Source organism: Geodermatophilus sp. SYSU D00700 (assembly GCF_054050255.1).
Genome location: NZ_JBJGZA010000029.1, coordinates 40,711 through 56,953, shown reverse-complemented (window position 1 = coordinate 56,953; position 16,243 = coordinate 40,711). Strand labels below are relative to the sequence as shown.

Below are 16,243 nucleotides of genomic sequence, written 5' to 3'. Positions count from 1 at the left end.
CGGCGGCCCGCGCCGCCGCGCCCCCCCCCCGCGGCCCCCCCCCCCCCCCCCGCCCCCCCCCCCCCCCCCCCCCCCCCCCCCCCCCCCCCCCCCCCCACGACCGGCTAGACGCCGGAGGGGACCAGCAGGTCGACGACGAGCGGCAGGTGGTCCGACGCCCCCGCGCCGTCGAGCACCCGCGCCCCCTTCACGGCGATGCCCCGGGTCACCCACACCTGGTCGATGCGCGTGTGCGGCGACCGCGCCGGGTGGGTCAGGCCCTCGTCGCGCTGCCAGAACCGCCAGCGGGCCTGGTCGTCGCGCTCGGCAGCCAGTTCCCAGGCGTCGGTGAAGTCCGCGCGCAGGGCCGCCAGCTCCGGGGCGTCGGGTGCGGCGTTGAGGTCGCCGACGACGACGCCGGTGGCCATCGGCTCGGTGTGCAGCGCGCGCAGCACCGCGACCTGCTCGGCGCGCTCGGCCGCCGACCGGGTGGTCAGGTGGGTGGTGGTCACCCACAGCGCGCCGCCGTCGAGCTCGACGAGCGTGCGCAGCGCGCTGCGCGGCTCCCCGGTGCCGGGCAGCGGGTGGACGTCGCTGACCAGGATCGGCAGCCGCGACAGCAGCGCGTTGCCGTACTGACGGCGGTCGTCGTCGCCGGGCCGCGGCTCGTCGATGGCCGGGCCCCAGGCCAGCTGCATGTCCAGCGCGCGCGAGAGCAGCAGCGCCTGGTCGACGTCCTCGCTGCGCTTGCCGAAGTGCCGGTCGACCTCCTGCAGGCAGATGACGTCGGCGTCGGCCGCGGCGAGCACCTTGGCCAGCCGGGGCAGGTCGTGGCGGCGGTCCTCGCCGACACCGTGGTGGGTGTTGAAGGTGACCAGGCGGACGGGGATCGGGGGCTGGTCGGGGCCGGGTGCCGGCTTCGTGCCGTGCTCCTGCTCGTGGGGATCGGTCACGCCGTCAGCCTGTCACCCCCTGCGCCCCCACCGCCGCCGGGACGGGGTCGGCCAGCGGCAGGTCGAGCACCTGCTGCAGGCACTCCTCGCCGTTCTCGCGGTGGTCGCTCACGTGCAGGACGAAGCGCGCCGAGCGGCCGTCGAGCACCAGCTCGCCGACCTGGTTGCCGAAGAACGGCCCGGCGGCCTTGGCCCACTCGACCGACGGCGGGCGCACCCGCGCGGCGCGGGCCAGCGCCTGCGTGAACCGCCGCGCCCACCGGCTCCAGCCGATGCGGAAGCCCACCCGGATGGGGTGCGGCGCCTGGTTGTGCAGCGGGGAGACGGTGAGCTGGTGCACCCGGCCGGTCAGGCCGCCGGGCTCGACCACCTCGGCGGCGTAGGCGTGGTGGACGTCGCCGGAGAGCACCACCGCGGTCGCAGGCGCCCGGCCGTGCTCGCCGCGGGCCACCGCCAGCAGCGCGGCGGCCAGCCGGTCGAAGCTGTGCCCGAACGCCGCCCAGTGCTCCAGGTCGGCGGCCTGCCGCGCCGCCTCGGCGGCCCGCCCGACCAGCCGGCCCTCGTGGCGCACCGCCAGCGCCTCGTCGACGCGCTCGATGGAGTCGATGGCGTGGGGGAGCAGCCAGGGCAGCGACGTGCCGACCAGCAGGTGCGAGACACCGTCCCGCACCGCCTGCCGCATCTGGTCCTCGATCCAGGCGAACTCGTCGTCGTCGACCATCCGGCGGGCCTGCTCGTCGAGCACCCGGCCGGCCCGGCTGTCGACCACGAGCAGCCGGGCGTCGCCCCACTGCCGGGCGTAGCTCCAGCGCACCGTCCGCGGGTCGCGGTCGGCGGCGAGGGCCATCTCGCGCAGCAGCGGCCCGGCGTCGGCGTCCTCGGGCAGTGCGCGCACCGCCTGCCAGGTCGCGTTCTCCGCCAGCTCGGCGGGGGAGAGGTTGCCCAGGTGCTGGTAGACCCAGTAGGTGGCCAGCCCGCCGGCGATCCGCTCGTCCCACCAGCCGGTGGCGGTGACCCGGCGCCGCCAGGCCGCCGAGGTGTTCCAGTCGTCGATCATCTCGTGGTCGTCGAACACCATCGACGACGGGATGGTCGACAGCAGCCAGCGCACCTGCGGGTCGGTCCAGGACTCCGCGTAGAGCCGGGTGTACTCCTCCAGGTCGCGGGTCTGGGCGTCCTCGGGCACCGCCTCGCCGCGGCGCACCCGCAGCCACGAGCGGGTCGCCGGGGTGAGCTCGTCGGCGTAGACCTGGTCGCCCAGCAGCACCAGCGCGTCGGGCCACTGGTCCTCGGGCAGCCGGGCGACCCGCTGCGCGTAGGCGTCCAGGGCGTCGGGCGGGATGCCCTCGGCGACGTCGACGGTGCTCGGTGCGGCGTACCGGCAGGAGCCGAACGCCAGCCGGAAGGGACCGGGCCGGCCGGGGGTGCGGATGCGGCTGGGCGGGAACGGCGAGCTCGACTCCGGCCACACCCGGACGCCGTCGGTGCCGTCGGTGGAGAGCCGCACCTCGTAGGGCGTGGTGCTACCCGGCTCGAGGCCCTCGACGACGACCAGCGCGTACCAGTGGCCGCCGACGCGGAAGGTCCGCGCGGTCCGGCCGAGGACGTCGACGGTGCAGGGCCGGTCGGTCTCCACCCACACCGTGGCCGACACCGGGTCGACGTGCCGCAGCAGGGGTCCGAGCAGCAGGGCGGGGGTGTCCCGGTCGGGTGGCGGCATGGGTTCAGCGTGGCCCACGGTCCGGGTTCCGCCCAGACCCGGCTGCACGGCGGCTGGGAGACTGACCGGCATGGAGTTCGTGCTGATCGCGATCGCGATCCTCCTCGTGGCCCTGGTCGCCGGGGTGAGCCTGCTGGTCGGCCGCGGCCGGCGCACCACCCGGCTCGACGACGACGCCGTCGCCGGCACGACGCTCACCCGCCCGCGCCCGCCCAGCGCCCCTCCCGCCCCGCCGGAGGACCGGCCGGCCGGCGCGACCGCCTCCGGTCAGGGCCTGGCGCCGGCCGAGCCCGACGCGGTGACGCCCGAGGCACCGCCGCCGGTCGACCTGCCCCCGGCGGTCGCCGAGCCGGACGTCGTCTTCGAGACGCCGCCGCCGTCGGCCGGCCGGCTGGTGCGGCTGCGCTCGCGGCTGGCCCGCTCGCAGTCCTCCCTGGGCCGCGGCCTGCTCACCGTGCTCGCCCGCGAGCGGCTCACCGAGGACGACTGGGAGGAGGTCGAGGAGACCCTGCTGGCCGCCGATGTCGGCGTCGCGGCCACCCAGCAGATCGTCGACCGGCTGCGCACCCAGTCGATGGTGCTCGCCACCGCGTCGCCCGCCGACCTGCGCGCGCTGCTGGTCCGCGAGCTGACCGCCGTGCTCGGGCCCGACCTGGACCGCCGGCTGGGCACCGACCGGCGCGAGGGGCGGCCCGGCGTCGTCCTGGTCGTCGGGGTCAACGGCGCGGGCAAGACGACGACGGTCGGCAAGATCGCCCGCGTGCTCGTCGGCGACGGCCGCAGCGTCGTGCTCGGGGCCGCCGACACCTTCCGCGCCGCGGCCGCCGACCAGCTCGAGACCTGGGGCGAGCGGGTCGGCGTGCTCACCGTCCGCGGCCGCGAGGGCGCCGACCCGGCGTCGGTGGCCTTCGAGGCGGTGCGCACCGGCGTCGAGGCCGAGGTCGACACCGTCGTCGTCGACACCGCAGGCCGGCTGCACACCAAGTCCGGCCTCATGGACGAGCTCGGCAAGATCAAGCGGGTCGTGGAGAAGCAGAGCCCGGTCACCGAGGTGCTGCTGGTGCTCGACGCCACCACCGGCCAGAACGGCATCGTGCAGGCGCGGGTGTTCACCTCCGCCGTCGACGTCACCGGCGTGGTGCTCACCAAGCTCGACGGCACCGCCAAGGGCGGCATCGTCGTCTCGGTGCAGCGCGAGCTGGGCATCCCGGTGAAGCTGATCGGGCTGGGGGAGGGCGCCGACGACCTCGCGCCGTTCGAGCCCGAGGCGTTCGCCGAGGGCCTGGTCGGCGCAGCCGACTGAGAGCCGGGTTCCGGTCACCTCCAGTCGCGTCGAGTGAGCAGCTGAGGTCGCCGACACGGCGTGACTCGCCGCCGGAGCCGACCGGAACTGCTCACTCGGCCCGCCCGGCCGGTCAGGGCACGGTGCGCGGGTCGAACCCGTAGGGCAGCTCCAGCCGGTGGGCGGCCAGCAGGTCGGTGTCGGCGAGCACCTCGCGGGTCGGCCCGTCGGCGACCACCACGCCGCCGTCGAGCACCACCGAGCGCGGGCACAGCTGCAGCGCGTAGGGCAGGTCGTGGGTGACCATCAGCATCGTCACCGGCAGGCTCGTGAGGACCTCGGCGAGCTCACGGCGGCCGGCCGGGTCGAGGTTGGACGACGGCTCGTCGAGCACCAGCACCTCCGGGTGCATCGACAGCACCGTGGCCACCGCGACCCGGCGGCGCTGGCCGAACGACAGGTGGTGCGGCGGGCGGTCGGCCACCCCGGCCATGCCCACCTGGTCCAGCGCCGCGGCGACCCGGGCGGCCACCTCCGGCTCGGGCAGGCCCAGGTTGCGCGGGCCGAACGCGACGTCCTCGCCGACGGTGGGCATGAACAGCTGGTCGTCGGGGTCCTGGAAGACGACGCCGACCCGCCGCCGGACCTCCCGCAGGCTGCGCCGCTCCACCGGCAGACCCGCGACGCTGACCCGGCCCCGGCCTCCGCCGAGGATGCCGTTGAGGTGCAGCACGAGCGTCGTCTTGCCGGCGCCGTTGGGGCCCAGCAGCGCCACCCGCTCGCCGCGGTCGACGCGCAGGTCGACGCCGAACAGCGCCTGGTGCCCGTCGGGGTAGGCGAAGGCCAGGTCCTCCACCAGGAGCGAGGGCTGGGGGCCGGTCACGCCCCGAGCATCCCCGTCGCCAGCACGGCCCCGGCGGACAGGGGCAGCGCCAGCCCGGTCAGCCACACCCGCGCGGGCACGGCGACCGCGGGCCCGGCGGGCAGCCGGCCGTCCCCGCCGCGCGCCAGCATCGCCAGGTGGACCCGCTCGCCGCGCTCGTAGGAGCGGACGAACAGCGCACCCGCGGTGCCGGCGACGACCCGCAGCGCACCCGGCCCCCGGCCGCGGAAGCCCCGGGACTCGCGGGCCACCCGCATGCGCCGCAGCTCGCCGGCCACGACGTCGGCGTAGCGGACCATGAACGACAGGATCTGCACCAGCACCGCCGGCAGCCGCAGCCGCTGCAGGCCGCGCACCAGGTCCTGCGGGGGAGTGGTGGCCGCGAGCACGGTGGCGGCGAGCACCGACAGCGTCGCCTTGGCCAGCAGCCCGCCGGCGGCGACCAGGCCGCTCTCCGACAGCGACAGGCCGAGCACCTCCACCCGCGGGCCGCGGGCCACCAGCGGCAGCAGCAGCGCGAAGACCACGAAGGGCACCTCGACGGCCAGCCCGCGGGCCAGCCGGGCGGCGGGCACGCGCGCCAGCGCCGCCGCGGCGAGCACCAGGACGGCGTACCCGGCGTAGGCCGGGGCCCAGGCCGGCCGCACCGGGGTGGCGACGACGACCAGCGCGAAGCCCAGCACCGCGACCAGCGAGACGTGCGCCGGCAGCCGGTGGACGACGGTGTCGCGCGCGACGTGGGCCGCGCCCAGCGGGCCGCCGTGCCCGGCACCCACGGGTCAGTCCCGGGTGCCGGAGCGGCCGCGCCGGCGCAGCAGCAGCGCGAGGCCGCCGGCGAGCGCCAGGGTGACCGCGACGCCGACGACGCCGGCCAGCCCGCCCGAGACCCGGGCGTCGTCGACCCCGGCGACGCCGTAGTCGGCCAGCGGCGAGCCGACGGCCGCGCTGTCGCGGGCCGTGTCGGCGAAGCCCGACTCACCGGCGGCCCACTCCAGGCCGTCGGGGGAGGCGCTGGCGTAGGAGCTGAGGACCCCGGCGACGAGCAGCGTCAGCAGCAGGCCGGCGAGCCAGAACGCGCGGCGGCGGTTCACCGGAGGGCCTCCTCGGCGCGCAGGCCCGGACGGGTGGCGAGGTCGGCGCTCCGGCGCAGGTGGGCGGCGCCGTGCACGAGGTCGGGCCGCACCGACAGGACCGCGCCGAGCACCGCGACGGTGATCAGCGCCTCCCCGATGCCGATGAGCAGGTGGATCCCGCCCATCGCGGCCAGCACCAGGCCGAGGGAGACGTCGGCGACCCCACCGGCGGCGAACAGCGCGACGAACGCCAGCGCCGCGGCCGGCACCGACAGGAAGGCGCCCGCGCCCGCGGCGGCGAGCAGGCCGGTCCGGGTGCGCGGCAGCAGCCGCAGGAGCAGGCGGAACACCCCGTAGCCGACGCCGACGGCCACGACCGCCAGCAGGGTCACGTTGGTGCCCAGCGCGGTCAGGCCGCCGTCGGCGAACAGCAGCGCCTGGACGAGCAGCACGACGGTCATGCAGAGCACCGCCGTCCACGGGCCGACCAGCACCGCGGTCAGCGCGGCCCCCACCAGGTGGCCGCTGGTGCCGGCGCCGACCGGGAAGTTGACCATCTGGACGGCGAAGACGAAGGCCGCGGTCAGCCCGGCGAGGGGAGCGGTGCGCTCGTCGAGCTCGCGGCGGGCGCCGCGCAGGGCGACGGCGACCGCGCCGGCGGCGACGGCGCCGGTGGCCAGTGACGTGGGGGCGTCGAGATACCCGTCGGGGACGTGCACGCGGACCTCCCGGGACCGGCTGGGCGCGGGGCGGCCGGACGCCGTCCCCCGGGCACCTTATTGCAACCGAGTTGCACCTGCACCCGTCTCGCACGGGGCCGGTGCGGGCGGACCGGGGCGGGCCGCAACACGGCGGACACACGGGGGGCGGACACGCGGCGCGGAGTTCACCGTCCGGAAACGGCCGGACGACGGCTCCGGAAACACCGGCCCGGCACGGTGGTCGCCGCACCCCCCGGGCTCTCCAGCGCGCTCCGGGTCCGTCCTGTGGCCTGCCCCGTCGCACGGCCACACCACACGTCAGGAGGTTGCCGTGGACACCGGCGACACCGCCTGGGTCCTGGTCAGCGCCGCGCTGGTGCTGTTCATGACCCCCGGTCTGGCGCTCTTCTACGGCGGCATGGTCCGCGCGAAGAGCGTGCTGAACATGATGATGATGAGCTTCGGGGCACTCGCGCTGATCAGCGTGCTGTGGGTGCTCTACGGCTACTCGATCGCCTTCGGCGACGACGTGGGCGGCGGCCTGCTCGGTGACCCGACCGAGTTCTTCGGCCTGTCCTCGCTGATCGGCACCGCGGGCCTGGAGGGCGCCTTCGCCCCGGACAACCTCGTCTTCACCATCCCCTCGCTGGCGTTCGTCGCCTTCCAGGGCGTCTTCGCGATCCTCACCGTGGCGCTGATCTCGGGCGCCGTCGCCGACCGCGCCCGCTTCGGCCCGTGGATGGTCTTCGCCGGCATCTGGGCGACGCTGGTCTACTTCCCGGTCGCGCACTGGGTCTTCGCCTTCGACGGCGCCGAGTCCGAGACCGGCGGCTGGATCGCCAACGACCTGCTGGCCATCGACTTCGCCGGCGGGACCGCGGTGCACATCAACGCCGGTGCCGCCGGGCTGGCGCTGGCGCTGGTGCTGGGCCGGCGCCGCGGCTTCGGCCGGGACCCGATGCGGCCGCACAACCTGCCGCTGGTGATGATCGGCGCGGGCATCCTGTGGTTCGGCTGGATCGGCTTCAACTCCGGCTCGGCCCTGGCCGCCAACGGGCAGGCGGCCGAGGTCTTCGTCACCACGCTCGCGGCCACCGGCGCGGCCACCCTCGGCTGGCTGCTCACCGAGAAGCTGCGCGACGGGCACGCCACCTCGCTGGGCGCGGCCTCCGGCGTCGTCGCGGGCCTGGTGGCCATCACCCCGGCCTGCTCGTCGGTGACGCCCCTGGGCGCGATCGCCATCGGCCTGGTCGCCGGCGCCGTCTGCGCCCTCGCCGTGGGCCTCAAGTACCGGCTGGGGTACGACGACTCGCTCGACGTCGTCGGTGTCCACCTCGTCGGCGGCCTGTGGGGCACCCTGGCGGTGGGCCTGTTCGCCTCCGGCGCCACCACCGCCGGCGTCGACGGGCTGTTCTACGGCGGCGGGGTCGACCAGCTGTGGCGGCAGGCGCTAGGCGCGCTCGCGGTCCTGGTCTACTCGTTCGTGCTGACGCTCGTCATCGGCACCGCCATCGCGAAGCTGATGCGCTTCCGCATCACCGAGGAGGACGAGGTCGCCGGCATCGACGGCGTCGTGCACGCCGAGACCGGGTACGACCTGGCCTCCCTGGGTGGCGGCGGTGGCGGCTCGGCTCTCGCGGCCGCCGGCCAGACCCGCGCCGAGGCGCGGGGTACCGACCTCACCGACAGGAGCCGGGTGTGAAGCTCGTCACCGCCATCATCAAGCCGTTCAAGCTCGACGACGTGAAGAACGCCCTCGAGCTGATCGGGATCACCGGCCTCACGGTCAGCGAGGTCCAGGGCTTCGGCCGCCAGCGGGGTCACACCGAGGTCTACCGCGGTGCGGAGTACCAGGTCGACTTCGTGCCCAAGGTGCGCATCGAGGTCGTCGTCGGCGAGATCGAGGCCGCCCGGGTGGTCGACGCCGTCGTCGAGTCGGCCTCCACCGGCCAGATCGGCGACGGGAAGGTGTGGGTCACCACGATCGACGAGATCGTGCGGGTCCGCACCGGCGAGCGCGGCGAGGACGCGCTCTAGGGGGACCCGGGTGAGCAGCGTCGGCCGGGGTGGCGGGAGGACCGCCGTCCCGGCCGACGCCGTCCCGGCCCCGACCCACCGACCGACAGGGGGGACCGTGCCCGACCTCGGGTCGCTGCCCGAGCTGACCCGCGCGGAGCGGGTGCAGCAGCTCGACGCCTGGCTGGGCGGCCTGCTGACCGCCGCCGTCGCCGGGACCCCGCCGTCGCGGCGGGGCCGCGGTGCGGGTGGGCGGGCAGCGACACCGCCGCGCACCGGCACCGACGGCGTCGCACTGGTGGCCGTGGGCAGCCTGGGCCGGCGGGAGCCCCCGCCGCATGGCGACCTCGACCTGGTGCTGGTGCACGACGGCCGCCCCGAGGTGGCCGCCCTCGCCGACGCCGTCTGGTACCCGATCTGGGACGCGGGCGTCCGGCTGGACCACTCGGTGCGCTCGGTGCCCGAGGCGGTCGCGGTGGCCTCCACCGACGTCAAGGCCGGCCTCGGCCTGCTCGACGCCCGCCTGGTCGCCGGGGACGCCGGCCTCGCGGCCGCGCTGCGCACCGCGACGCTGGCCAGCTGGCGGCAGTCGGCGTCCCGGCTGCTGCCGCAGCTGCGCGACCTGCGCCGCCAGCGGGCACGGCAGGTCGGTGAGCTGGCGTTCCTGCTCGAGCCCGACCTCAAGGAGGCCTACGGCGGGCTGCGCGAGGGCCAGGTGCTGCGCGCGGTCGCCGCCGCGCAGCTGGGCGACGAGCCCGCCGCGGAGGTGGAGGCGGCCTACGCCCTGCTGCTCGACGTCCGCGACGAGCTGCGCCGCCGCACCGGCCGGTCCTCCGACGTGCTGGTCCGCCAGGAGCAGCGGCCGGTCGCCGCCGCGCTCGGCTTCGGGACCGACGGCGCCGCCGACGAGGACGTGCTGCTGCGCGAGGTCAGCCTCGCCGGGCGGCGGCTGGCCTTCGTCGCCGACGACACCTGGCGGCGGGTCGAGGCGGCACTGGTCCGCCGGCCCCGTGGCCGCTACCGCCGGGTGCGCCGCGAACCGCTGGCCGAGGGGGTCGTGCGGCAGGGCGACGAGGTGGTGCTCGCCCGCGACGCCCGCCCGGCCACCGACCCGGGCCTGGCCCTGCGCGGTGCGGCCGCCGCCGCCCGGATGGACCTGCTGCTCTCGCCCTACACGCTCAAGGTGCTCGCCGTGCACTCCCCGCCGGTGCCCGAGCCGTGGCCCGCGGAGGTGCGCTGGTCGTTCCTGCGGCTGCTGGCCGCCGGCCGCCCGGCGGTCCCGGTCATCGAGCAGCTCGACCAGGAGGGCCTGCTCGGCCGGTTCCTGCCGGAGTGGGAGCAGGTGCGGTCGCTGCCCCAGCGCCATCCCTGGCACCGGTTCACCGTCGACCGGCACCTGGTGGAGGCCGCGGCGGCCGCCGCCGAGCTCACCCACGACGTCGACCGGCCCGACCTGCTGCTGGTCGCCGCGCTGCTGCACGACATCGGGAAGGGCCGGCCCGGCGACCACAGCGTCGTGGGGGAGCCCGTCGCCCGCGGCATCGCCGCCCGCATGGGCTTCGCGCCGGCCGACGTCGCCGTCGTGGGCACGCTGGTCCGCCACCACCTGCTGCTGCCCGACACCGCCACCCGCCGCGACATCGACGACCCCGCGACGATCGAGCGGGTCGCGGCCACCATCGGCGCCGACCCGCAGGTCCTGCAGCTGCTGCACGCACTCGCACAGGCCGACGGCGCGGCCACCAGCTCCTCGGCGTGGTCGCCGTGGAAGGCCCACCTGGTCGCCCAGCTGGTCGCCCGCGTGCAGGCGCACCTGGGCGGGGCGCCGGTGGCCGATCCCGACCCCGTCCTGGCCCCGACCGAGCCCACGGTCACCCAGTCCGGCGGCGACGGCGCGGTGACCGTGGGCGTCGAGGACGTCGCCGACGGCCAGCAGGTGACCATCGGGGCGCCCGACGAGCAGGGCCTGTTCAGCCGGCTCGCCGGGGTGCTGGCGCTCAACCAGCTCGACGTCCGCGCCGCGAAGGTCGACGTCACCGACGGCCGGGCGACGGCGGTGTTCGCCGTCCGCCCCCGGTTCGGGCGCGCGCCGCAGCCGGCGATCCTGGCCGACGCCGTCCGGGCCGCCCTGGAGGGGACGCTGCCGCTGGCCGAGCGGCTCCGGCAGCGCGAGGCCGACTACCGGCAGGACGCCGCCCGGTCGGCGCCTCCGCGCATCTCCTGGCACGACGCGGAGGTCAGCGGCGAGGCGACCAGCATCGTGGAGGTCCGCGCGGGCGACCGGGCCGGCCTGCTCTACCGGCTCACCGCCGCGCTGGGGTCGGAGGGGCTCGACGTCACCTCCGCCCGCATCGAGACCCTCGGTGCCGACGCCGCCGACTACTTCTACGTGAGCAACCCCGACGGGGGCCCCCTCGACCCCGGCCGGCGGGCGCGGGTCGAGGCGGCGCTGGTCGCCGCGGCGCGGGGGGCGGTCCTCGACCCGGCGTACAGCGGGGGAGCGGACACGCCGCGCTGAGGTGCGCGGGACTGTCGGTGGCCCGTGCGACCGTCGGGCTCAGTCGCGGGACGGAACGGTCCCGCCACCGACGGCGAGGGGGAGTCGACGTGCACGACCAGCAGACCTGGCCCTGCTCCACCTGCGGGGAGGACACGGTGTTCGAGCAGCCGCCGTGCGCCGACGGGCACACCGACGAGGGCGGCGAGTGCCCCGAGTGGATCTGCACCGGGTGCGGTGCCGGGTTCCTCCTCGGCGCGCTCGAGCCGGTGCTCGAGGCGGCGGTCCGCCGCGCCGCGTGACGAACGGCCATCCTTCCCCCCACGCCCTCGCTCCGCTCGGCGCGGGTCCCTGGAGGGTGGCCGTTCCAGCACCTCACCTGAGAGCGAGGGCGACCCGGCCGGCGTCGGCGAGGGCGCCGTCGGCCACGAACGCGATCCACCCGCCGCGCAGCAGCACCGTCTCGATCAGCTCGTCCACGACATCGTCGACCACGTCGGGGTGCTCGACGTCGTCGGCGGGGACCAGGAAGTCGCCGTCCGCGCTGAGCCGGGCGGCGAGGGTGAAGCCCTCCTCCACCGCGAGCATCTCCGGCCGTTCCCGCCGGGCGGCCAGCCAGGCGGCGTCGATGCCCTCCACCACGGCCGAGCGGGACCGCCGCCGGTCCAGGTGCGCCAGCGCCTCGTCCTGCCGCGACAGCAGGTAACCGTCGAGCACCTCGCGCACGCGCGGCACGAGCACCGACAGGGGTGCGCGGGTGAGGTTGCCCGTCACCGTGCCCGCCAGCCGGCCGGTGTTGCGCGACAGCCGGCGGAACCGGCCGACCACCCGGTGCCCGCCCACCAGCACCAGCGGGGCGGGGTGCAGCCGCAGGAAGGTGCCCAGCGCCCGGTCGACGCGGCGCAGGAACGCGTCGCCGGCGTCGTCCTCGGCCCGCAGCGGGAACGGCGAGCGCCGCGGCGGGCGCAGCGTCCCCGCGCCGCCCTCGAGCAGTCGCGCGTCCTGCTCCGAGAGCAGCAGCACCACGTGCCGCGGGATCCGGTGCAGCGCCCGCACCAGGTCGCGGGTGGCGAAGGTGGGGTCGACCACCACCCGGTCGGGGACCGGCACCGGCAGGCGCACCACCTGGCGCAGCGCCCGGTTGACGTACAGCGCGATGCCCGCGCCGGTCGGCTCGGTGCGGGCGGCGGCGACGAGGTCCTCCAGCGCGGTGGCGAGCTCGGCGGGCGCGCCGTCGCGGGCCAGGCGGGCCCCGGCCTCGCCGGCCAGCCGCTGCAGCGTCCGCGCGTCGGCGTCGGTCATGCGGGGTGCAGGGGTGGTCGTCGCCAGCAGGGACACGCAGGGCTCGTCGCGCACCGACTGCAGCAGGACGACCTGCTCGGGGGAGGGGCCGGCGACCCGCCGGGGCACGGTGGCGGTCACGGGACCGGCCACCCGACCGGGACGGCGTCCAGCCGCCGGGCGAGGCGGGCGACGGCGCGGTCGAGGACGCGCTCCCGGCGCCGGCCGCGCAGGCCGCCCAGTCGGTGCACGGTGATCCGCGCGGGCAGGCCGGCCGCCGCGGCGCGCTGCGTGGTCAGCGCGACGAGGTCGGCCACCTCACGCTCGACCTCCTCGCCGAGCCGGGCGGCCACAGCGGCATCCAGCGCGACAGCGGTGCGGGGCAGCAGCAGCGCGGTGTGCACCTCCGCCCCGGTCTCCCTCGCGCGGGCGTGGGCCTCGTCGAGGACGGCGAGGGCGCCCTCCTGTCCGGTGAGGACGGCCAGCAGACGGGGCGGGTGTCCCTTGGCCGGGCGGCGGAGCGGCGCGGCTACCGGCGCCAGGGGGACGGGTGGGGCGAGAGCGGCCACGGGACCTCCTCCGGGGCGGCGAGGTCTCCCCCGGTCCCGGAGGACCGGCCGCGCCCGGGCCGGGGCCGGGACTGACGGGCGGCGGCTTCGCGGATGCGGTCGGGTACTCCCCTCGCACGAAACACGATACAGGAAATCAACTTCTGTGACGAGGGTCGCGCCAGGCCGTGACGAGTACGGTGCTGCCCGTGGCCGGCTCCGCACCCGGGTGGACGTTCCTGTCGAACCACGGCCACGTCCTGGTCAGCCTGGCGGCCGATCCCGACGCCCGGGTCCGTGACGTCGCGCAGCGGGTCGGCATCACCGAGCGCGCGGTGCAGATGATCGTCGCCGACCTCGAGGAGGCCGGCCACGTCGTCCGGGAGCGCGTCGGGCGCCGCAACCGGTACACGGTGTCCACCGAGGGCCACTTCCGGCACCCCCTGGAGGCACACGTGCGCACCCGGGACTTCCTGGCGCTGGTGCTCGGTGACGGGGCCGTCGGGGACTGACTCCGCCCGGCGCCACCTGTCGCCGGCCCGCTCGGCGCGTCGCGGTCGATACGCTGGGGACAGGAGGCGCGAGGACCCGGCCGGGTCCGAGCCGTGTCGCCGGTCGGTCTGACCGGCGGGCCCGCGCCCGCGACACCCGACGAGGACGTGCTGTGTTCGAGACCCTCTCCGACCGCCTCGACAAGGTCTTCACCGGCCTGCGGGGCAAGGGCCGGCTGACCGACGCCGACATCGACGCCACCGCGCGCGAGATCCGCATCGCGCTGCTCGAGGCCGACGTCGCGCTGCCGGTCGTGCGGGCGTTCATCGCCGCCATCAAGGAGCGGGCGCGCGGCGCCGCGGTCTCGCAGGCGCTCAACCCGGCCCAGCAGGTCATCAAGATCGTCAACGAGGAGCTCATCGAGATCCTCGGCGGCGAGACCCGCCGGCTGCGCCACGCCAAGCAGTCGCCGACGGTCATCATGCTCGCCGGTCTGCAGGGCTCGGGTAAGACCACCCTGGCCGGCAAGCTCGGCCGCTGGCTCAAGGGCCAGGGCCACACGCCGCTGCTGGTCGCCGCCGACCTGCAGCGGCCGAACGCGGTCAACCAGCTCACGATCGTGGCGCAGCAGGCCGGCGTCGACGTCTACGCGCCCGAGCCCGGCAACGGCGTCGGCGACCCGATCCGGGTGGCCGCCGACTCGATCGACCACGCCCGCCGCACCCTGCACGACGTCGTCGTCGTCGACACCGCCGGCCGGCTGGGTATCGACGCCGAGCTGATGGCCCAGGCCGCCGGCATCCGCGACGCCGTGCAGCCCGACGAGACGCTGTTCGTCGTCGACGCGATGATCGGCCAGGACGCCGTCACCACCGCCGAGGCCTTCCGTGACGGCGTCGGCTTCTCCGGTGTCGTGCTCACCAAGCTCGACGGCGACGCCCGCGGTGGTGCCGCGCTCTCGGTCCGCTACGTGACCGGGCAGCCGATCATGTTCGCCTCCACCGGCGAGAAGCTCACCGACTTCGACGTCTTCCACCCCGAGCGGATGGCCTCGCGCATCCTCGGGATGGGCGACGTGCTCACCCTCATCGAGCAGGCCGAGCAGGCCTTCGACGCCGACCAGGCCGAGAAGATGGCCGGCAAGCTGGTCAGCCGCGAGGGCTTCACCCTCGAGGACTTCCTCGAGCAGATGACGGCCATCCGCAAGATGGGCCCGATCGCCAACCTGCTCGGCATGCTGCCCGGCGCGGGCGCGATGAAGGAGCAGCTCAAGCAGGTCGACGACCGCGACCTGGACCGCACCGCGGCGATCATCCGCTCGATGACCCCCGAGGAGCGGGTCAACTCGAAGATCATCAACGCGTCGCGGCGGGTGCGCATCGCCAACGGCTCCGGCGTCACGGTCACGGAGGTCAACCAGCTGCTGGAGCGCTTCGCCCAGGCGCAGAAGATGATGGGCCAGATGGCCGGCAGCATGGGCCTGCCCGGCATGGGCCCGATGTCGAAGAAGGCCCGCGGCCGCCAGATGCAGGCGCAGTCGAAGAAGGGCAAGGGCAAGAAGGGCAAGGGCGGCAAGGCCCCCGCCCGCCGGCCCATGGGCGCCCCGGGGCTGCCGACCGGCGCCGGGTTCCCCGGGCAGCTGCCCGGCGGCATGCCCTCGCTCCCGCCCGGGCAGGCCCTGCCCGACCTGTCCAAGCTCGACTTCAGCAAGTTCGGGGACGAGCGGCCCGGGCGGTGAGCACGCCCGCGCTGCACCTCTCCGGTGTCGTCCTCCCCGAGGGCGAGCACCGCGACCTGTGGGTTCGCGACGGCCGCATCACCACCGAGCCGGTGCCCGGCGCGGAGACGGTCACCCGCGGCGGGTGGCTGCTGCCGGGCCTGGTGGACGCGCACTGCCACGTCGGCATCGGCCGCGGCGGGGTGCTCGTCGAGGACCTCGCCGGGCTGCGGGAGCAGGCGCTGGCCGAGCGCGCCGCGGGTGTGCTGGCGCTGCGCGACTGCGGCTCCCCGGTCGACACCCGGGCGCTCGACGACGAGCCCGACCTGCCGCGGATCGTCCGGGCCGGGCGGCACATCGCCCGCACCCGCCGCTACATCCCCGGGCTCGCCGTCGAGCTCGAGCCGGAGGACCTCGCCGCCGAGGTGCGGGTGCAGGCCCGTCGCGGCGACGGCTGGGTGAAGCTCGTCGGCGACTGGATCGACCGGTCGGTCGGCGACCTGGCGCCGGAGTGGCCCGCCGAGGCGGTCCGCGAGGCGATCGCCGCCGCGCACGAGGAGGGCGCCCGGGTCACCGCGCACACCTTCGGCACCGACGCGCTGCCCGACCTGGTCCGCGCCGGCATCGACTGCATCGAGCACGGCACCGGACTCACCGAGGACCTCGTCGCCGAGATGGCCGCGCGCGGCACCGCCGTCGTCCCCACGCTGGTCAACGTCGAGAACTTCCCCGAGTTCGCCGCGGCGGGGGAGAAGCGCTTCCCCAGCTACGCGAGCACCATCCGGCGGCTGTACGCGACCTCCGGCGCGGTCGTGCGGGCGGCGTACGAGGCCGGGGTGCCGGTGTTCGCCGGCACCGACGCCGGCGGCGGCATCGAGCACGGCCGGATCGCCGACGAGGTCCGCGCCCTGTGCGCCGCGGGGCTGCCCGCCGAGGCGGCCCTGGGGGCGGCGTCGTGGGCCGCGCGGGCCTGGCTGGGGCTGCCGGGTCTCGAGGAGGGCGCGCCGGCCGACGTCGTCGTCTACGACACCGACCCGCGCGCCGACCTCGACACCCTGGCCCGGCCGCGCCTGACCGTGCTGCGCGGCCGGGTGGTCTGAG

At 76.4% G+C, this 16,243-nt stretch carries 16 protein-coding genes; 8 read left to right on the top strand and 8 right to left on the bottom strand.

The genetic code is table 11. The features are described 5' to 3' along the window. Window positions 1-104: 104 nt before the first annotated feature. Both ACI79V_RS18260 and ACI79V_RS18255 read right to left on the bottom strand, forming a co-directional pair. On the bottom strand, window positions 105-932 hold the full coding sequence (locus tag ACI79V_RS18260) for an endonuclease/exonuclease/phosphatase family protein (protein WP_456891451.1): 828 nt from the start codon (window positions 930-932) through the stop codon (window positions 105-107). Window positions 933-936: 4 nt separating this feature from the next. Then, complete coding sequence (locus ACI79V_RS18255) at window positions 937-2,652, bottom strand: alkaline phosphatase D family protein (RefSeq protein ID WP_456891449.1); 1,716 nt, start codon at window positions 2,650-2,652, stop codon at window positions 937-939. A 70-nt stretch (window positions 2,653-2,722) separates the two neighbouring features. Between ACI79V_RS18255 and ftsY the strand changes: the two genes are divergently transcribed. Then, complete coding sequence (ftsY, locus tag ACI79V_RS18250; RefSeq protein WP_456891448.1) at window positions 2,723-3,955, top strand: signal recognition particle-docking protein FtsY; 1,233 nt, start codon at window positions 2,723-2,725, stop codon at window positions 3,953-3,955. Between the two features lie 112 nt (window positions 3,956-4,067). On the opposite strand, the gene ACI79V_RS18245 is transcribed toward ftsY, so the two are convergent. From ACI79V_RS18245 to ACI79V_RS18230, 4 genes are read right to left on the bottom strand one after another with little or no spacing between them, the layout of a single operon-like run. After that, window positions 4,068-4,817: an energy-coupling factor ABC transporter ATP-binding protein gene (locus tag ACI79V_RS18245; protein ID WP_456877040.1), complete on the bottom strand. Its 750-nt coding sequence runs from the start codon at window positions 4,815-4,817 to the stop codon at window positions 4,068-4,070. Beyond that, window positions 4,814-5,593, bottom strand: a complete 780-nt coding sequence (cbiQ, locus tag ACI79V_RS18240; protein WP_456891446.1) for a cobalt ECF transporter T component CbiQ — start codon at window positions 5,591-5,593, stop codon at window positions 4,814-4,816. Before cbiQ ends, ACI79V_RS18245 begins: the two co-directional genes overlap by 4 nt. A 3-nt stretch (window positions 5,594-5,596) precedes the next feature. Beyond that, complete coding sequence (locus tag ACI79V_RS18235; RefSeq protein WP_456891444.1) at window positions 5,597-5,908, bottom strand: PDGLE domain-containing protein; 312 nt, start codon at window positions 5,906-5,908, stop codon at window positions 5,597-5,599. Further along, on the bottom strand, window positions 5,905-6,609 hold the full coding sequence (locus ACI79V_RS18230) for an energy-coupling factor ABC transporter permease (RefSeq protein ID WP_456891442.1): 705 nt from the start codon (window positions 6,607-6,609) through the stop codon (window positions 5,905-5,907). Before ACI79V_RS18230 ends, ACI79V_RS18235 begins: the two co-directional genes overlap by 4 nt. 313 nt (window positions 6,610-6,922) lie before the next feature. On the opposite strand from ACI79V_RS18230, the gene ACI79V_RS18225 reads away from it, so the two are divergent. From ACI79V_RS18225 to ACI79V_RS18210, 4 genes are all read left to right on the top strand, one after another. Beyond that, window positions 6,923-8,293, top strand: coding sequence for an ammonium transporter (locus ACI79V_RS18225; protein WP_456891440.1), 1,371 nt, complete (start codon window positions 6,923-6,925; stop codon window positions 8,291-8,293). Next, complete coding sequence (locus ACI79V_RS18220) at window positions 8,290-8,628, top strand: P-II family nitrogen regulator (RefSeq protein WP_073421809.1); 339 nt, start codon at window positions 8,290-8,292, stop codon at window positions 8,626-8,628. Before ACI79V_RS18225 ends, ACI79V_RS18220 begins: the two co-directional genes overlap by 4 nt. A gap of 97 nt (window positions 8,629-8,725) precedes the next feature. Further along, on the top strand, window positions 8,726-11,125 hold the full coding sequence (locus ACI79V_RS18215; RefSeq protein WP_456891438.1) for a [protein-PII] uridylyltransferase: 2,400 nt from the start codon (window positions 8,726-8,728) through the stop codon (window positions 11,123-11,125). Between the two features lie 89 nt (window positions 11,126-11,214). Continuing rightward, window positions 11,215-11,406 (top strand): hypothetical protein, encoded by a 192-nt coding sequence (locus ACI79V_RS18210; protein ID WP_456891437.1) that lies wholly within the window; start codon window positions 11,215-11,217, stop codon window positions 11,404-11,406. Between the two features lie 73 nt (window positions 11,407-11,479). Here the strand turns inward: ACI79V_RS18210 and ACI79V_RS18205 are convergent, their stop codons facing one another. Then, window positions 11,480-12,526 (bottom strand): baeRF3 domain-containing protein, encoded by a 1,047-nt coding sequence (locus tag ACI79V_RS18205; RefSeq protein WP_456891435.1) that lies wholly within the window; start codon window positions 12,524-12,526, stop codon window positions 11,480-11,482. Next, window positions 12,523-12,954 (bottom strand): hypothetical protein, encoded by a 432-nt coding sequence (locus tag ACI79V_RS18200; RefSeq protein ID WP_456891433.1) that lies wholly within the window; start codon window positions 12,952-12,954, stop codon window positions 12,523-12,525. Before ACI79V_RS18200 ends, ACI79V_RS18205 begins: the two co-directional genes overlap by 4 nt. A 188-nt stretch (window positions 12,955-13,142) precedes the next feature. On the opposite strand from ACI79V_RS18200, the gene ACI79V_RS18195 reads away from it, so the two are divergent. From ACI79V_RS18195 to ACI79V_RS18185, 3 genes are all read left to right on the top strand, one after another. Continuing rightward, entirely contained in the window at window positions 13,143-13,445 is a 303-nt protein-coding gene (locus ACI79V_RS18195) for a helix-turn-helix transcriptional regulator (protein ID WP_456891431.1), read from the top strand. A 152-nt stretch (window positions 13,446-13,597) separates the two neighbouring features. After that, window positions 13,598-15,163, top strand: coding sequence for a signal recognition particle protein (ffh, locus tag ACI79V_RS18190; RefSeq protein WP_456891429.1), 1,566 nt, complete (start codon window positions 13,598-13,600; stop codon window positions 15,161-15,163). Then, window positions 15,160-16,242: an amidohydrolase family protein gene (locus tag ACI79V_RS18185; protein WP_456891427.1), complete on the top strand. Its 1,083-nt coding sequence runs from the start codon at window positions 15,160-15,162 to the stop codon at window positions 16,240-16,242. Before ffh ends, ACI79V_RS18185 begins: the two co-directional genes overlap by 4 nt. The last annotated feature ends 1 nt before the right edge of the window (window position 16,243 follow it).